Raw genomic sequence first — 15,781 nt, 5'->3', positions numbered from 1 at the left:
ATGAAATGTTCTAGTAAGTATAAGTTTGTATGATTTTATATTTATTATAATTTTAATATATGAGCTAAATAATAAAAAGATAAGGATTGGTGAAAATGAATAAGAAAGTTTGTGTGGTAGGTTTAGGTTACATTGGTTTACCAACTTCAGCTATTTTTGCAAAAGCGGGATATGATGTTATAGGGGTAGATGTAAACCCTGTTGCAATTGAAATGATTAATCAAGGTAAAGTTCATATTGAAGAGGTTGGATTAGGAGAATTAGTTAAAGATGTAGTAGAAAAGGGGAAATTGAGCGCTAGTGTAGAACCAACCAAAGCCGATGTGTTTATTATTGCTGTTCCTACACCACACAATGCTGATCATACTGCAAATTTAGACTATGTCGTAGAAGCTACTAAGTCTATTTTACCATTCTTACAGAAGGAAAGTATTGTAATTGTAGAATCTACGATTCCACCAAGAACTATTGATGATATAGTGGCTCCAATTATTGAGGAACAGGGATGGAAAGTAGGGGAAGAAATTTACCTTGCACATTGTCCGGAACGTGTGTTACCTGGACGTATTTTAATTGAATTAGTAGAGAATACAAGAATAGTTGGTGGGATTAATAAAAAATCTACGCAAAAAGCAGCCGAAGTTTACGGTTGTTTTGTAAAAGGAGAAATTCTTGAAACTACTGCTGTAACAGCAGAAATGTCTAAGCTTATGGAAAACACATTCCGCGATGTAAATATTGCATTAGCAAATGAATTAGCAAAAATCTCTGAAAAACTTGGCGTAAATGCTTTAGAAGTTATTAAATTAGCTAACCATCATCCTCGAGTAAATTTACATCTTCCAGGACCAGGGGTTGGAGGACATTGTTTAGCAGTGGACCCGTATTTTATTATTGAAAAGGCACCCGAAGAGTCTCAATTAATTTCTAATGCGCGCTTTATAAATAATTCTATGCCTGTATTTGTTGTAGAGCAATTAGCAAAAATTATTCCAGATAAAAATGCAAAAGTTGCAGTTTTAGGAATTACATATAAAGGTAATATCGATGATGTCAGAGAAAGTCCAGCTATGACAATTGTAGATTTACTTAAAGAACAGGGTTATGAAGTTGCTGTACATGATCCTCATGTTCATGAAAATCAGGTCCATTTTAATTTATATAGTCTAGAGAATGCTGTAAAAAATGCAGAATGTATTTTAGTACTAACAGACCATAATGAGTTTAAACAAATAGATGAACAAGTCATTATTGATAACGCAAGAAAGGCTATTATATTTGATACACGTAATTGTATGAATATAAGCAGTAAACAAATTTCTTATTACAATTTTAATAATCTATATGAACTAAGAAGTTTAGCAAGCATAAGAGTATAATGAACTAATTGCAAATGGTTGGTTAAAAATGTGTTTTATTAAATGAAAAATTAAATTAGATACTTTATGCGAAGAGTATATAAAAATTTGAACTCTTGCAATTGAGTGCATAAAGGAATTTGATTATTTATGATGACTATAGATATTTTGAATGTATTTAGGCTATAATTGTAACTATGTTTTTTGAGAAAAGATTTCGATTTTCGAAAGAAGGTTAAAAAATGAAAAAGAAAATTTTATTCTGGGTTCTAGGTATTATTGGAATTCTTATTGTCGGTGGTGGAGTATATGCTTATACTGTTTATTCTAATGTTTCTAATACATTAGATGCTGTTCATAAACCATTAGATCGTGAGAAATCTGAAAAACGAGAAAAGAAGGTAGATATTTCAGATCAGAAACCCATATCTATTTTAATGATGGGGGTAGACCAACGTGGTGAAGACCAAGGAAGGTCGGATTCATTAATGCTATTTACATTAAATCCTACGACGAAATCTATGAAAATTGTTAGTATTCCACGTGATTCTTATACAGAAATCGTTGGAAAAGGTACAAAAGATAAAATTAATCATGCTTATGCTTTTGGCGGAATTGATATGGCTGTAAAAACAGTAGAGAATTTTCTTAATGTACCAGTTGATCATTATATTGAAGTAAATATGGATGGATTTAAAGATATTGTAGATGCTGTTGGTGGTGTAGATGTAAATAATGATTTAGATTTCACATATGAAGGAATTCATTTTGAAAAAGGAAACATTCATTTAGATGGTAGAAAGGCATTACATTATTCTAGGATGAGAAAGCTTGACCCACGTGGTGATTTCGGACGTCAAATGCGCCAACGTCAAGTAATTCAAGGAGTAATTAAACAGGGTGCTACAGTTTCTTCTCTAGCAAGTTACGGGGATGTATTAAAAGCAATTGAGAAAAACGTTAAAACAAGTTTAACGCAAGACCAAATGTTTGATATTCAAAAGAATTATAAAGATTGCATGCAGAATAGTGAAGAAATCCAAATTCCAGGTGATGGCCACAAAGCTGCTGATGGTATTTGGTACTACTATGTTCCAGATGCAGCGAAACAAGATTTAACGAATAAGTTAAGAGCGCATCTTGAATTGACTAAGTAATATGTAATAACCCAACTCCTTTGGAAGGAGTTGGGTTTATTTTTGCATGGATTTATATTAGTATTATATATTGTGAGATTAATAGATGAGGTGAATCGATGAATAAGAAAGCAGTACTTGTCCTTGTTATTTTTGTATTGTTTGTAGCTTCGATTGTGAGCGGTAAATTGTACTGGAATAAGAAGATTGCAAATGCAACAGGACAAACGAGTGAAGTAACGAAAACAAAAGCTGAAGTAAAAGATAGCGGAGCAAAGAAAGAAGAGAAAAAAGAGGAGAAAAAACAAGATGCAAAGTCATCTTTTAATGAGGCATACGCGAAGAACTTGCCAGATGCAGTGAAAGAGAAGTTAAAGAAAGCTGCTGAGGATAAAAAGGCAGTAAATCTTGTTATTGTTGGTGATGAAGCTTCTTCATCTGAAAAAGGTGCTTGGGCAGCTAAGCTAACGGCTAATTTAGAAACTGCTTATGGTAAAGGTTTATGGAATGTGACTGTAAAGGAATATAAGGGTGAAAGCACAGAAGAGTTAATTACGAATAAACGTGATAAAGAGATTGCAAAAGATAATCCAGATGTGATCTTATTTGAGCCACCATTTATTACTGATAACGGTAAAACTGGTAATGGGAACTCTGTTGTGAATACACAGAAGTTCGTTCAAGCACTTTCTACTAGTGCAAAAGGTGCTACGATTATGATTCAACCATCAAATCCAGTTTATGGTGCGAAAAATTATCCGAAATCGATTGAAGCATTAAAACAATTTGCGACGCAAAATAATTATACATATATTGATCATTGGGGAGCATGGCCGGATGCTTCAACGAAAGCAATTTTACCATACCTACAAGAAGAATTCGGTTTCCCAAGTGCAAAAGGACATGATGTTTGGGCGAAACATGTAACTGATTATTTTGTAGCTAAGTAATGAAGGAGAGATAAAAGGTGTACGAGTTCCCGTATACCTTTTCCTTTTATAATTAAGATATCTGAAAATAGTAGGAGGAAAACAATGAACTCAATCTTAATCTGCGGCGGAGCTGGCTACATCGGTTCTCACGCTGTGAAAAAATTAGTAGACGAAGGTTTATCTGTAGTAGTAGTAGATAACTTACAAACTGGTCATGAAGATGCAATTACGGAAGGCGCGAAGTTTTATAATGGCGACCTTCGTGATAAATCATTTTTAAGGGATGTTTTTAAACAAGAAAATATTGAGGCAGTTATGCATTTTGCAGCCGATTCTTTAGTTGGAGTTAGTATGGAAAAGCCCCTTCAATATTATAATAACAATGTGTATGGTGCACTTTGTTTATTAGAGGTAATGGATGAGTTTAAGGTAGATAAGTTCATTTTCTCTTCTACTGCAGCAACATATGGTGAGGTAGATGTTGATCTTATTACTGAAGAAACGGTGACGAATCCAACGAATACATACGGAGAAACGAAGTTAGCAATTGAGAAGATGCTTCATTGGTATAGCCAAGCTTCAAATTTACGTTATAAGATCTTTAGATACTTTAACGTAGCTGGTGCAACTCCAAGTGGTATTATTGGAGAAGATCATCGCCCAGAGACACATTTAATCCCTCTTGTGTTGCAAGTGGCTTTAGGTCAACGTGAGAAGATTATGATGTTTGGTGATGATTATAATACACCAGATGGTACTTGTATCCGTGATTATATTCATGTTGAAGATTTAGTAGCGGCTCATTTCTTAGGTCTTAAAGACTTGCAGAACGGTGGAGAGAGTGATTTCTATAACTTAGGAAATGGTAATGGTTTCAGTGTAAAAGAAATCGTTGATGCAGTTCGTGAGGTTACAAATCATGAAATTCCTGCTGAGGTAGCACCGCGCCGTGCGGGCGATCCAGCACGTTTAGTTGCTTCTTCTAAGAAAGCGAAAGAGAAGCTAGGATGGGATCCTAAGTATGTAAATGTGAAAACAATTATTGAGCATGCTTGGAATTGGCATCAAAAGCAACCGAATGGATATGCTAAATAAATATAATAAGTGAAAGAGAGGGTATCGTCGACAAAATATGTTCGACAATACCCTCTCTTTTTTTATAGGATTTTTGCTATACTAAACTGTACTATAATACGTGGTGGAAGGAGGAGAATGATGAAAATACTTGTGGTTGATGATGAATCGAGTATTCGTAATTTGATTCGGATGCAGTTGGAGATGGAAGGTTATGAAGTATTGGCAGCGGCTGATGGGAGAGAAGCTTTAGAGAGATGGAATGAAGGGCCGGATGTATTGATTTTGGATGTTATGCTTCCGGATACGGATGGGTATGAGTTGCTTCGTTTGTTCCGTGAGAGGGATAGGGATATTCCGGTGCTTATGTTAACGGCAAAGAGTCAGATGAATGATAAGTTGCTTGGCTTGCAGCTTGGTGCTGATGATTATGTGACGAAGCCGTTTAATTATGCGGAGCTTATTCTTCGGGTTAAGAATATGGCGCGGCGTGTAAAGAAGACGGAGGCGGCTGTAAGTCATGAAGTAATTGAGGCTGGAGAGATAGTGATTTGTCCTAAGGAAAGAAAGGTACATGTGAGTGGACAAGAGATTCAGTTAACGTACCGAGAGTTTAATTTATGTCAGTTATTTGTTTCAAATCCACAGCGTGTGTTTATGAGGGATGAGTTACTTGAGAAAGTATGGGGATTTGAGTATATCGGAAATACGAGAGCCGTTGATATTATGGTGCAGAGACTTCGCAAGAAGCTTGGGACGAGCGGAGAATATATTAAGACAATTTATGGCGTTGGCTATAAACTGGATTGTTAAGTGGTGATGGTATGTCTTTAAAGCGAAATATGGTGTTTGGAATAGTTGGGCTGTTGATTCCGATTTTTGTTCTTTTATATGCAGTTGTTTATATTACGTTAGAAAAGAATATGTATCATAACGCAGCAGATTCTTTAGAAAAGTTAAGTGTAGAAGCACAAATTTATACGATGAATTATTTAGAGAGGGAAGCAGAAGTGGATACGCTTGGTCCGAATTCACTTTTAATTGCGTCGTATTTAGCGAAGCGTATGGATGTCCGTGTGCAGATGATCGGGAAGAATGGCGATGTTGTTGCAGATACACAAAAAGGAGCATTGCTTCACCGTAACATCGACATTGAGAGTTCTTTGAAGGGAAAGAAGTCTTACGTTTTTGAGGAGACGGATCCAGCTCCTATTCTTTTGTTTTCAAGCCCGGTTTATTATGGAAACGATGTCATTGGAAGTATTCGTTTTATAAATGAGTTAACGGGTGAGAAGGAAGTTTTAACAAATGTGAGCTGGACGTTCTTAATGACATCTCTTTGTTTAGTAGCTACCGGTATTTTCTTTGCGATTCGTTTGGCGAAGTCTCTTCATAAACCGATTGATCAGTTGAGACAAATGGCACAGAGGCTCGCGAATGGTGATTATAAGAGTAAGATTGAGTTAAACGAGTACGTGGAAATCGCTCAGCTTTCAGCATCTTTTAATGCGATGGCCGATGGAATTGAACTGCATATTAAGCAATTGCAGGAGGAGAAGGAGAAGCAGAAAGATTTCCTAGACCGCATTACGCATGAGCTAAAAACACCGCTAACGGCAATTATCGGTTATGTTGATTTAATTCCGAAGTTACAATCGAAAGAAGATGTACAGGAAAGTCTTCGTTATGTGGCTGTGGAAAGTGAGCGTTTATTATCACTTGTAGAGGAACTGCTTAAGTCCTCGAAATATGGGACGAGTACGTTTGAAGTGTCTCCTACAGTTGTGAATATAAAGGAATTGGCAGAAGAAGCAGTTTCAATTGTGAAACCTCGCCTAAATCAATTTGAAATTGAAGTGATAAATGAGTTAACGGATGTACATGTTGTTGCGGATTTTGATAAGACGAAGCAAATTTTCTTAAATGTGCTTGATAATGCAATTAAGTATAGTGATGCTTCGCACATTCGTATGAATGTAATTGTAAATGAGCATGAGGCGAAGGTTTTTGTTCATGATGATGGGATCGGTATAGATGAAGTGGTGTTTGCAGAGTGGAAAGAGTCTCCGAAAGGAAAGGCACTTCCTTCTAGTTACGGGAATGGTTATGGTTTGTATATTTGTCAGGAGATTATGAGTAAGCAGGGCGGAAGCATGCGGATTGAGAGTAGTGAAGAAATAGGTACTACAATATTCATTACATTTTTGCTTCCGAGAAGGATGGAAGACATAAAAAACTTGAAAGCGGTTAAATGATACATTTATGAAACAATTATGCGGTATTTTCGAAACAACGTTTTTTTATCTTGGAGGTAGGCAGAAATGAAAAGGCTATCATTTCAAATTCTTATGTTTGTCATTTGTATGATTGTTTCTCTTGTTTTGTTTTATGTTATGGAGAAGCAAATCTATAATCGAATCAATATTGTAAATGATAAACAAGCCGTTTTACAAAGGGTGAATGAATCTCTTCCAATTGAAGTGAAAGTAAGACATGAAAAGTGGGGAGAAATTGTTGTAACGGATGAAGTTCGTTTGCATACGATTGTTTCATTCTTTGACCGAATTCGAATAGAGCCAGGGGACGTTAAGAGCCAAGAACAAGTATTTACTGGAGAAGTAACGTACTTGAATGGACATAAGCGTACTTTTGCAGTAGGTGACTTGTTCCAGTATGGGGAAAATGTATACGGAAAGAATGGCATGGATCCGATGATTTCAGCACTTCAAACGTATTTATTAAGCCTGTATTACACGCCAGAGCGTATTAGTGATTTCTTTGCTTCAGCAAAGGATGTCGTAGTACGTCAAGGCGATGTGGTACGTACTATCAATCTTACGCACATACTTGATTCTATTCGGTCCGCAAAGCAAATTACAGATTACGGAGAAATTCAGAAGTTATTACAATCGCAGAATGAACCGATTGCTTATATTACAGCTTATAAAACAGGTAAGCGTGTAAAGAATGATCGTGAAGATATTCTTACGATTTCTGTGTATCCATCGTACTTTGTTGTGCAATATCTCGGTGATAATAACGGAAATGTCATGTATATGAAAGGCTCTCTAGCAGAGTTATTCGTAAAGGAGAATGCGTCATGAGAAAGATAGCCTTTTTCTTCTTTTTGCTAGTAATTGGAGGAGCGATGTCTAGTTGCTCTCGAGATACAACCTCTATTAAATATAGTAAAAATGGTCTCCCTATTTTGGATGATCGTCATATTGTTGCGTATGTAGCGGCTCGTGAGGAAGTTGGTGAAGCGTTACTTTCATCATTTTGTAAGCCGCGCGGATGTACGTATGAATTTATTCGTCTTTCAACAGAAGAACTTCTTCGTAGAGTGGAAGAAGAAGCTGGAAATCCGAAGGCGGATATTATTATTGGCGGTACAGTAGATGCGCATCAAATGATGAAGCAGAAAAATCTTTCTATTCCTGTGATAAGCCAACATGCAAATCGTATTTCAAAAACTGTTAAAGATAAAGATGGTTATTGGTATGGTTATGAAGTGGAGAAGCTGGCAATTGCGATTAATAAAGAGCGGTGGAACGAGGAAATAGCGCCGCTCGGTCTCTCGTATCCGTTAAGATGGAAAGATTTATTGAATCCAGTATATAAAGGAAAGATTGTCATGCCCGATCCAAATGTTTCAGGTACAGCATATACGTTTTTCCAATCACTGATTGATACGTTAGGTGAAGAGGAAGCGAAGGGATATGTGAAGAATCTGGCAGAACAAGTTGGAGAAGTAACAGTGAATGGTTACATCCCAGCAGAACTTGTTGCGAGCGGTGAATATATGATAGGCATCAACTTTATGGGAGATCAGAGAATGCTTCAAAAACAAGGCTTTCCGATTTTAAGTAACGAACCTGAGCAAACAGGGTTATCTGTTAATGCGATTTCGAAACTAAAACGTGCACCGAGTGGTATTATTGCGGATTTATTTATTGATTATTGTTTATCAGAAGAAGCGGGGCATATTTTAGAAAAAGTGTCGTTTGGCGTACCAACGATGTTTGCGAAGAATGAGAAAGAAATAGAAGGACAGCCGGTTAGAAGGACGAACCAAAATATATCAAATAGCGGAATAATCGAGATATGGAATAGACAGCGTCTCTCTCTGAAGTGAGAAAAGGAGACGGAAATATATGTTTAAATGGCTCAAGCCAGCACCTGCAATTGAAAGATTGCCAGCGGATATGATCGACCGTGTATATCGATTACTACGTATTCGTGTGTTAATCGGAATTTCAGTTGGATATGCTGCTTATTATTTAGTTCGTAGTAACTTTAATTTATCTACTACGTATTTAGTAGACGAGTTCGGATTTAGCACTACACAAATCGGATTATTAGGTGCAGTAATGGCTGTTGTTTACGGACTTAGTAAATTCTTTATGGGTAATTTATCGGATAAGGCATTTGCTCAACGATTTATTGCAGTAGGTTTATTTTTATCTGGGCTTGTTAATATTTGTTTCGGTTATGCATCTTCCTTTGGGATGATTTTAACATTACTTGTTCTAAACGGTATTGTACAAGGTATGGGAGCACCACCTTGTAGTATTGTGATGACGAAATGGTTTTCAAAGAAAGAGCGTGGTACGAAAACAGGTCTTTGGAATATTTCACATAACGTTGGTGCACTACTTGTTCCACCATTCATTGGGATTGGGGTAGGTATTTTCGGTGAAAGCCATTGGCAAGGCGGCGTATTTATTTTTCCAGCGATAATCGCTATGGTAATTTCAGTTCTAGTATGGATTAATGCGAAGGATACACCAGAATCTGAGGGTCTTCCACCAATTGATGAATATCGTAATGACTATGAAGAACTTGAAAAAGTAGATAATGCTAACAAAATGTCACCAAAAGAAATTTTAATGAAATATGTAGTGAAAAATAAATTTGTTTGGTTCTTATGTATCGCGAATGCATTTGTTTACTTAATTCGTTTCGGTGTTATTAACTGGGTACCAATTTACTTAACAACAGTGAAAGGTTTTACAAAAACAGAAGCGCATTTTGCGTATTCAATATTTGAAACGGCAGCGATTCCAAGTTCTTTAATTGTCGGCCTTTTAAGCGATAAATTATTCAAAGGAAAACGTATGCCATTATGTGTTATGAGTATGGCTGGGGTTGTTGTTGGAACAATCGTCTATTGGCAAGCAACTAATATTATTGTTGTGAGTGTTGCAGTTTCTATTATCGGTTGTTTAATTTATGTACCACAGTTCTTAATCGGTTTAAGTGCAATGGAATTAGTACCGAAATTTGCAGTAGGTACGACAGTTGGTATGTGTGGTCTGTTCGGTTATGTTGGAGGAAGTTTCATAGCAAACGCAGCAATTGGTATCATTGTTGATCGTTCTGGCTGGGATGGTTGCTTCATGTTACTGTTAGCGGGCGGCATATTAGCAACGATATTCTTACTGATTGTTCAAATGGGACATGAGAGAAAAGCTTCTAAGGTAGCATAATATTTTATTTGAAAAAGCTATCCAATTGTTATATTGGATAGCTTTTATATTTTTATTTAGAAAAAACAAACAGTATGAAAAATTGCAGTTTAATATATAAATGATTTTTGTTAATTAATATAATTTTTTTAGATTCCATAAACCAAATAGATACATGGTTATACCGAAAAATCCGCCGCCACAGATGAAAATTACAACCTTAAATAAAGAAATAGAGATTTCCTCTGAACCTACATAGGGAAGGATATAATTCATAAAAACAAACATTTGAAAGCCCCAAAGCACACCTGCTTTTAAGCCAGCTTTTCTTAATTTTTTCTTGTGTTGTAAATATTCTTCTTTTGTTGCACATTCAGTATCACTTAAACCTTTTTTCTTGAATTTAAAGGCTAAATAATTAGCGTAAATCATATTAGATAGAAAAATAAATATAGTTCCTATAGATATTGTGTGGTTCATAGTATCAACAAGTAACATAATAAGCATTACCAACATATTTAACCACCACAAACCAATTCCAGCTACAGATAACTCTTTATTGATTTCTTGTTTTTGGTATTCATCTCTCTCACTTAGTGTTCCAACAAAACTATTATAAACTCTTTCTTTCCATTCAATTTTCATCATTTAATCTCCCTCCCAAAATAGACTATTTAAATCTGTTTTTAGTGCTTTTGCTAATTCGATACACAAGGCTAAAGAGGGATTATATTTATTGTTTTCAATTAAATTTATTGTCTGTCTCGCCACGTTAACTTTTTTAGCTAACTCTAGTTGCGATAGACCTTCAGATTTTCGATATTGTTTAACGTTATTCAAATATAAACCTCCCATTGATGGTTGTAGACCTCGTGTACCAAAATGTCATTTATATGTGACATTTTATAATTGAATAGATGAAATGTCAAATATATATGACAAAAATGATTTTAATAATTTATCTTGGTAAGAAGTTTATTAATAAAAGATGGCTTACATTCATATAAAAAGTACTTGAAAATTCAATTTAAATTATCCTTTTTCCTTTCCTTAAATCTATCTTAAAAGATATAATGTCATATTTCTAATCATTGGAATTTTTGTTACAATATAAATGGATGTGTAAAACTTTGTAAAAATAATGTAATAATATGTAATCTATTTTCAGAAAGTTTTATACAATTTTTATATTAAACTATTAAGTTATAAAAGGGAGCGAGAATATGTTACCAAATACGGTTCGTACTCCAAACAAGAAGAAGAAATGGATTATTATTGGGGTTATTGCACTAATTGTTATTGTAGCGGCAATTAATATTTTTGTTATGCAAGGTAAGAAGAAGGGTGCATCAACAAATGCTGATGCTGTAAGTTTTGAGAAAGTGACAGAGCGTAAGCTGAATAATACGAAGTTAATTTCTGGTCAGGTGAAGCCTGGTAATATTGAAAGCTTCTATGCAGATCCGGCCAAAGGGAAAGTGAAAGATATTGAGGTAAAAGAAGGGCAAGAGGTAGAAAAAGGTACGAAGTTATTCTCTTATGATAATGAAGAGATTAATCTTCAAATGAAGCAAGCTGAGCTTGATCAGAAGATGGCGGATATGCGTTACGATCAAGGGAAAAAGAAGATTGATTCGTTGAAGAAAGAAATTAAGAAGGCGAAAGATAGCGGAGCTGGGAAAGAAGTAACAGATCCGATGGACGAGCAAGTAAACGAGTTAGAGATAGGGCAAAAAACAATTGACCTTGAGAAAGAAAAAGGAAAGTTGCAGAAAGAAGAGTTAAGTAAGAAGCAGAAAGAACTTACGATTTATAGTAATTTCGCTGGTGTTGTTCAAAAGTTAGATAAAGATGCGGCACAAAGCTCATCTCAAGCGTTAGGTGGTCAAGGAAAAGCGTTTTTACAAGTAGCTTCTAAAGATCCATTCCAAGTTCAAGGTACGTTAACTGAGCTTCAGAAGTCACAAATTCAAAAAGATCAAACATTCACTGTAACGGCGAAAGCAAATAATAAGAAGAAGTGGACAGGTAAGATTACAGAGGTAAGTGAGTTCCCAACAAGTGCAGAGATGGCGCAAGCTGGCGGCATGGGTGAAGCAACTCAAAATATGTCTCAATATACATATAAAGCAAGTCTTGATAGCCAAGACGGTTTATCTCCAGGTTACCACGTTTCTCTGCAAGTAAACTTAGAGAATAAGAAGATGATTGCTGTCCCAAGTAAGAGCATTGTAGCAAAAGGCGATGATGCATTTGTTTATGTTGAGGATAAAGGTAAGCTTCGTAAACAAAATGTGAAAAAAGGTTCTACTGATGGGGACTGGACAGAGGTTGTAGAAGGCGTAACAGTGGGGCAAAAGGTGGTTAAAAATCCTTCCGACGATGTGTATGACGGAATGGAAGTGAAAGAGAAATGATTACGTTAAATAATATTGCTAAAACGTATTATCAAGGAAAGTTGGCAGTGCCGATTTTGCACGGTATTAGTTTAACGATTCAGAGCGGTGAGTTCGTTTCGATTATGGGACCGTCTGGCTCTGGTAAGTCGACGCTTATGAATATTATCGGTTGTTTAGATCGTCCAACAGAAGGCGAATATATGCTGAATGACGTGAATATCTTAACAGCAGACGAGTCAAAGCTTGCTTTAATTCGTAATGAATATATTGGCTTTGTATTCCAGCATTTTAATTTACTGCCTCGTCTTTCAGCAGTGGAAAATGTTGAGCTTCCGCTCGTATACGGTGGCGTGAAGAAAGCAGAGCGTCGCAAGCGTGCTTTGGAGGCGCTAGGTAAAGTTGGATTGGCAGATCGCGTGCATCATTTACCAAATGAGTTATCAGGTGGACAGAAGCAGCGTGTAGCGATTGCAAGAGCGATTGCAAATAATCCAACGTTTATTATGGCCGATGAACCGACTGGTGCACTTGATACGAAGTCTGGTGAGCAAGTTATGAATATTTTCACGAAGCTTAATGCAGAAGGTACGACGATTGTTATGGTTACGCATGAAGAGGAAGTGGCAGCGTATTCTTCCCGCCGCATTGTACTGCGAGACGGGAAAGTTACAGAAGATAGAAGGTGTGCGGTATGAGTTTACTAGATAGTATAAAAATTGCCTTATCTTCTATTTTAGCTCATAAACTGCGTTCAGCTCTTACGATGCTGGGTATTATTATCGGGGTAGGTTCGATTATTACTGTCGTTGCAATTGGGCAAGGCGGGGAAGCGATGTTGAAATCAAAATTCGCAGGTTCTGGTGGTAATAACCTTATGCCAATTCAATTTAAAGCAGATATTAATGATGAATTTGCTATAGGTGGATTTGAAATACCGAAGTTAACGGAAGAGGATATTTTGGAAGTAAAACAAGTGAAAGATGTTTCACACGTTATTACAACAAATTCGACAACAGAGACACTTGATGTAAATGATAAAAAAGCAAGGCTGAATGTTATTGGACTTGATAATGAATATTTTGCGGTTAATAAAGTAAAGGTTGTAAAGGGCCGCTCCTTAAATGAATCAGATATTTCTCACGCGAATAACGTTGTGATGATTAGCACAAAAACAGAGGAAACGTTATTTAAGGACGTAAACCCAGTTGGACAAATTATTGAGATGAAGGGACAGCCAATGCAAATTATTGGTGTGTATACATCAGATAATGAATTTATGGGATTTGAAATGGAAGAAGCGTTAATTCCTCTTACGTTATGGCCTGTTTTATATGGGACAGATGATATTCAAAATATCGCAATTCAAGCTAAAAATGTAGACAATTTAGAAGCAGCAGGGAAACGAGCTGTTGATGTATTAAATAGTCGTAAGCCAAGTGAAATCCCAGGTAAATATGAACTGGTGAATTTAAAAGAACTCCAAGAAAATGTTTCTAAAGTAACTAGCATCATGACGATGATTATCGGTGGTATCGCTGGTATTTCATTAGTCGTTGGTGGTATTGGTGTTATGAATATCATGCTCGTATCTGTAACGGAGCGTACGCGCGAAATTGGGATACGTAAAGCGCTTGGAGCAACGCGTAGTAAAATTTTATTACAGTTTTTAATTGAAGCTGTTATGTTAACACTTTTAGGTGGTTTAATCGGAATTGGTCTTGGGTATGGCGGAGCATATATCGTTTCTACATTCGCAAAATGGCCACCGCTCGTTTCGTGGGAAGTTGTCGTTGGAGGCGTACTGTTCTCGATGACACTCGGTATTATTTTCGGATTAATTCCAGCAAATAAAGCTGCGAAATTAGATCCAATTGAAGCATTGCGTTATGAGTAATTAATAGTGTAGTAGAACTACACATTACCGTTCTAGTGGGCGGTTCGTAGCCTCTATATGAGGAAGTGAACCGCCCGTTAGAACGGGTTATATAAATAGAAGGAGGCGTTATAATGGAAGCTAATATTAATACGCAAGATGTAGGTGCGAAGAAGCCATCATTATTAGGAATGATTACTTCTCCAGGTGAGCAATTTGAGAGAATGAAGACGAAAAGTCCAGTATGGGGGGCATTTTTCCTTTTCATTATATTAACAGCTGTAATTGCAGGGATTAGCATGTATCAAGTAATGAATCATCCTGATGTAATGAGTGAGGTGCCTGATGCTGAAACGGCTAAAGTTGTTGGTTACTTCGGAATAGGAGCAGGTATTGTTGGAGGGCTATTTGGTACTGCGATTTGGTTCTTCATTGCGGCAGCTATTTATAAAGTGATTATGATGTTTATGAGTAATGATACTTCATACATGAAATTATTATCTATTTATGTCTACACATATACAATTTCAATTTTAGGTGCAATTGTGAACTTTATTATTAGAATGATTCTTGGTGGAGATATTGAAACTTCTTATACAAGTTTAGCAACTTTATTTGAGCCAGGTACAGTTGCTCATGGTGCTGCTTCATCATTCGAAGTTTTCAATATTTGGACATTAGTTGTAATGGGATTAGGATTACATATTACGGCTGGATTAAGTAAAAAACAAGCAACGATTTTAATTGTTATTTTCTTTATTCTTTCAGTTGGATTTACTAGTTTAAGTGGTCTAGCTCCAAAATTTGGTGCATAATTTATTCTTTTAGAAAAAGGTGACTCTTCAAGAGAGTCACCTTTTTTATTTTTACCCCTATTTCAAATACCACCAACAAAATTTCAAATACTATCTAGTGTAATTTCAAATTCCGTCGGTAGTATTTAAAATTACTCACAATGAAATCTTTTCTTTATTTTTATATTGTGAAGGTACCGCGGAATACTAGAAAGGTATACCTTTTAGAAACGGGTACTGTGTGAAGCCAGCGACTTTTAAAGAGGCAGTTGTTTTGTATGAAGGTATGATTGTAAATCAAATAAAGAAATTAGGTATTCGTAAAGATTATGAAGAGTATTATCAATGTGGTTTAATTGGTCTTTGGTATGCGTATGAAAGGTATGATGCAGAGAAAGGGAGTTTTCCCGCATATGCAGTTGTAACGGTGCGAGGTTATATATTAGAGAGATTGAAGAAAGAGTTCGCAGTGCAGGAGAGGTGTGTATGTGTAGGAGAGTATGAGGATATCTTTCATTTTGAAGATGTTGAAATAAGAGTGAAGGATTTTATGAGTGTGTTAGACGAGAAGGAGAAGTATATTATTTTTGAACGTTTTTTTGTAGGGAAGACGATGGGAGAAATCGCTTTAGAGACGGAAATGACATATTATCAAGTAAGATGGATGTATCGGCAAGCAATCGAGAAAATGCGGGATAGTGTAAAAGGATAAAAATAGAAAATAGAATGGAAGGTAAGGAAATACTA

General features: G+C 36.0%; 16 protein-coding genes. 14 read left to right on the top strand and 2 right to left on the bottom strand.

Annotated features, from left to right (window positions below):
• The first annotated feature begins 95 nt into the window (after positions 1 to 95).
• The 9 genes from AC22L0_RS22335 to pgtP all read left to right on the top strand — a co-directional run bounded on the left by AC22L0_RS22335 (position 96) and on the right by pgtP (position 9,989).
• A complete protein-coding gene (locus AC22L0_RS22335; RefSeq protein ID WP_001036872.1) occupies positions 96 to 1,379 on the top strand; it encodes a nucleotide sugar dehydrogenase in 1,284 nt (427 codons plus the stop codon).
• 221 nt (positions 1,380 to 1,600) lie between these two features.
• A complete protein-coding gene (gene tagU / locus AC22L0_RS22330) occupies positions 1,601 to 2,515 on the top strand; it encodes a polyisoprenyl-teichoic acid--peptidoglycan teichoic acid transferase TagU (protein WP_000727081.1) in 915 nt (304 codons plus the stop codon).
• A gap of 98 nt (positions 2,516 to 2,613) precedes the next feature.
• On the top strand, positions 2,614 to 3,444 hold the full coding sequence (locus AC22L0_RS22325; RefSeq protein WP_001034163.1) for an SGNH/GDSL hydrolase family protein: 831 nt from the start codon (positions 2,614 to 2,616) through the stop codon (positions 3,442 to 3,444).
• Positions 3,445 to 3,528: 84 nt separating this feature from the next.
• Positions 3,529 to 4,521: a UDP-glucose 4-epimerase GalE gene (gene galE / locus AC22L0_RS22320; RefSeq protein WP_048534530.1), complete on the top strand. Its 993-nt coding sequence runs from the start codon at positions 3,529 to 3,531 to the stop codon at positions 4,519 to 4,521.
• 120 nt (positions 4,522 to 4,641) lie between these two features.
• Positions 4,642 to 5,313, top strand: a complete 672-nt coding sequence (locus AC22L0_RS22315) for a response regulator transcription factor (protein WP_000699553.1) — start codon at positions 4,642 to 4,644, stop codon at positions 5,311 to 5,313.
• An 11-nt stretch (positions 5,314 to 5,324) separates the two neighbouring features.
• Positions 5,325 to 6,755, top strand: coding sequence for an ATP-binding protein (locus AC22L0_RS22310; RefSeq protein ID WP_487272438.1), 1,431 nt, complete (start codon positions 5,325 to 5,327; stop codon positions 6,753 to 6,755).
• A 66-nt stretch (positions 6,756 to 6,821) separates the two neighbouring features.
• Positions 6,822 to 7,604, top strand: coding sequence for a DUF3919 family protein (locus tag AC22L0_RS22305; RefSeq protein WP_000826622.1), 783 nt, complete (start codon positions 6,822 to 6,824; stop codon positions 7,602 to 7,604).
• The gene (locus tag AC22L0_RS22300) at positions 7,601 to 8,635 is read left to right on the top strand and encodes an ABC transporter substrate-binding protein (protein ID WP_001225645.1); all 1,035 of its coding nucleotides are present in this window, start codon (positions 7,601 to 7,603) and stop codon (positions 8,633 to 8,635) included. Before AC22L0_RS22305 ends, AC22L0_RS22300 begins: the two co-directional genes overlap by 4 nt.
• Before the next feature lie 19 nt (positions 8,636 to 8,654).
• Positions 8,655 to 9,989 (top strand): MFS transporter, encoded by a 1,335-nt coding sequence (gene pgtP, locus AC22L0_RS22295; RefSeq protein ID WP_016110992.1) that lies wholly within the window; start codon positions 8,655 to 8,657, stop codon positions 9,987 to 9,989.
• Between the two features lie 114 nt (positions 9,990 to 10,103).
• Here the strand turns inward: pgtP and AC22L0_RS22290 are convergent, their stop codons facing one another.
• The gene (locus AC22L0_RS22290; RefSeq protein ID WP_000975590.1) at positions 10,104 to 10,616 is read right to left on the bottom strand and encodes a DUF3278 domain-containing protein; all 513 of its coding nucleotides are present in this window, start codon (positions 10,614 to 10,616) and stop codon (positions 10,104 to 10,106) included.
• Positions 10,617 to 10,808, bottom strand: a complete 192-nt coding sequence (locus tag AC22L0_RS22285) for a helix-turn-helix transcriptional regulator (protein WP_001067016.1) — start codon at positions 10,806 to 10,808, stop codon at positions 10,617 to 10,619.
• Positions 10,809 to 11,191: 383 nt separating this feature from the next.
• On the opposite strand from AC22L0_RS22285, the gene AC22L0_RS22280 reads away from it, so the two are divergent.
• The 5 genes from AC22L0_RS22280 (at position 11,192) to AC22L0_RS22260 (ending at position 15,746) form a co-directional block, all read left to right on the top strand.
• Positions 11,192 to 12,385 carry an efflux RND transporter periplasmic adaptor subunit gene (locus tag AC22L0_RS22280; RefSeq protein ID WP_000937316.1) on the top strand — a complete coding sequence of 398 codons (1,194 nt, stop codon included), beginning with the start codon at positions 11,192 to 11,194 and terminating at the stop codon, positions 12,383 to 12,385.
• Entirely contained in the window at positions 12,382 to 13,062 is a 681-nt protein-coding gene (locus tag AC22L0_RS22275) for an ABC transporter ATP-binding protein (RefSeq protein WP_000631626.1), read from the top strand. The genes AC22L0_RS22280 and AC22L0_RS22275 overlap by 4 nt, the downstream gene beginning before the upstream one ends.
• Positions 13,059 to 14,261: an ABC transporter permease gene (locus tag AC22L0_RS22270; protein ID WP_000054354.1), complete on the top strand. Its 1,203-nt coding sequence runs from the start codon at positions 13,059 to 13,061 to the stop codon at positions 14,259 to 14,261. The genes AC22L0_RS22275 and AC22L0_RS22270 overlap by 4 nt, the downstream gene beginning before the upstream one ends.
• 113 nt (positions 14,262 to 14,374) lie before the next feature.
• Positions 14,375 to 15,055, top strand: a complete 681-nt coding sequence (gene yknW / locus AC22L0_RS22265; RefSeq protein WP_000387922.1) for a YknW family membrane protein — start codon at positions 14,375 to 14,377, stop codon at positions 15,053 to 15,055.
• A gap of 220 nt (positions 15,056 to 15,275) precedes the next feature.
• Entirely contained in the window at positions 15,276 to 15,746 is a 471-nt protein-coding gene (locus AC22L0_RS22260; RefSeq protein ID WP_002197020.1) for a sigma-70 family RNA polymerase sigma factor, read from the top strand.
• Positions 15,747 to 15,781: the final 35 nt, after the last annotated feature.

The organism is Bacillus sp. LQ01, from assembly GCF_057624735.1.
Note: the sequence above shows the minus strand (reverse complement) of the source record. Positions and strands in the feature narration are given on the sequence as shown.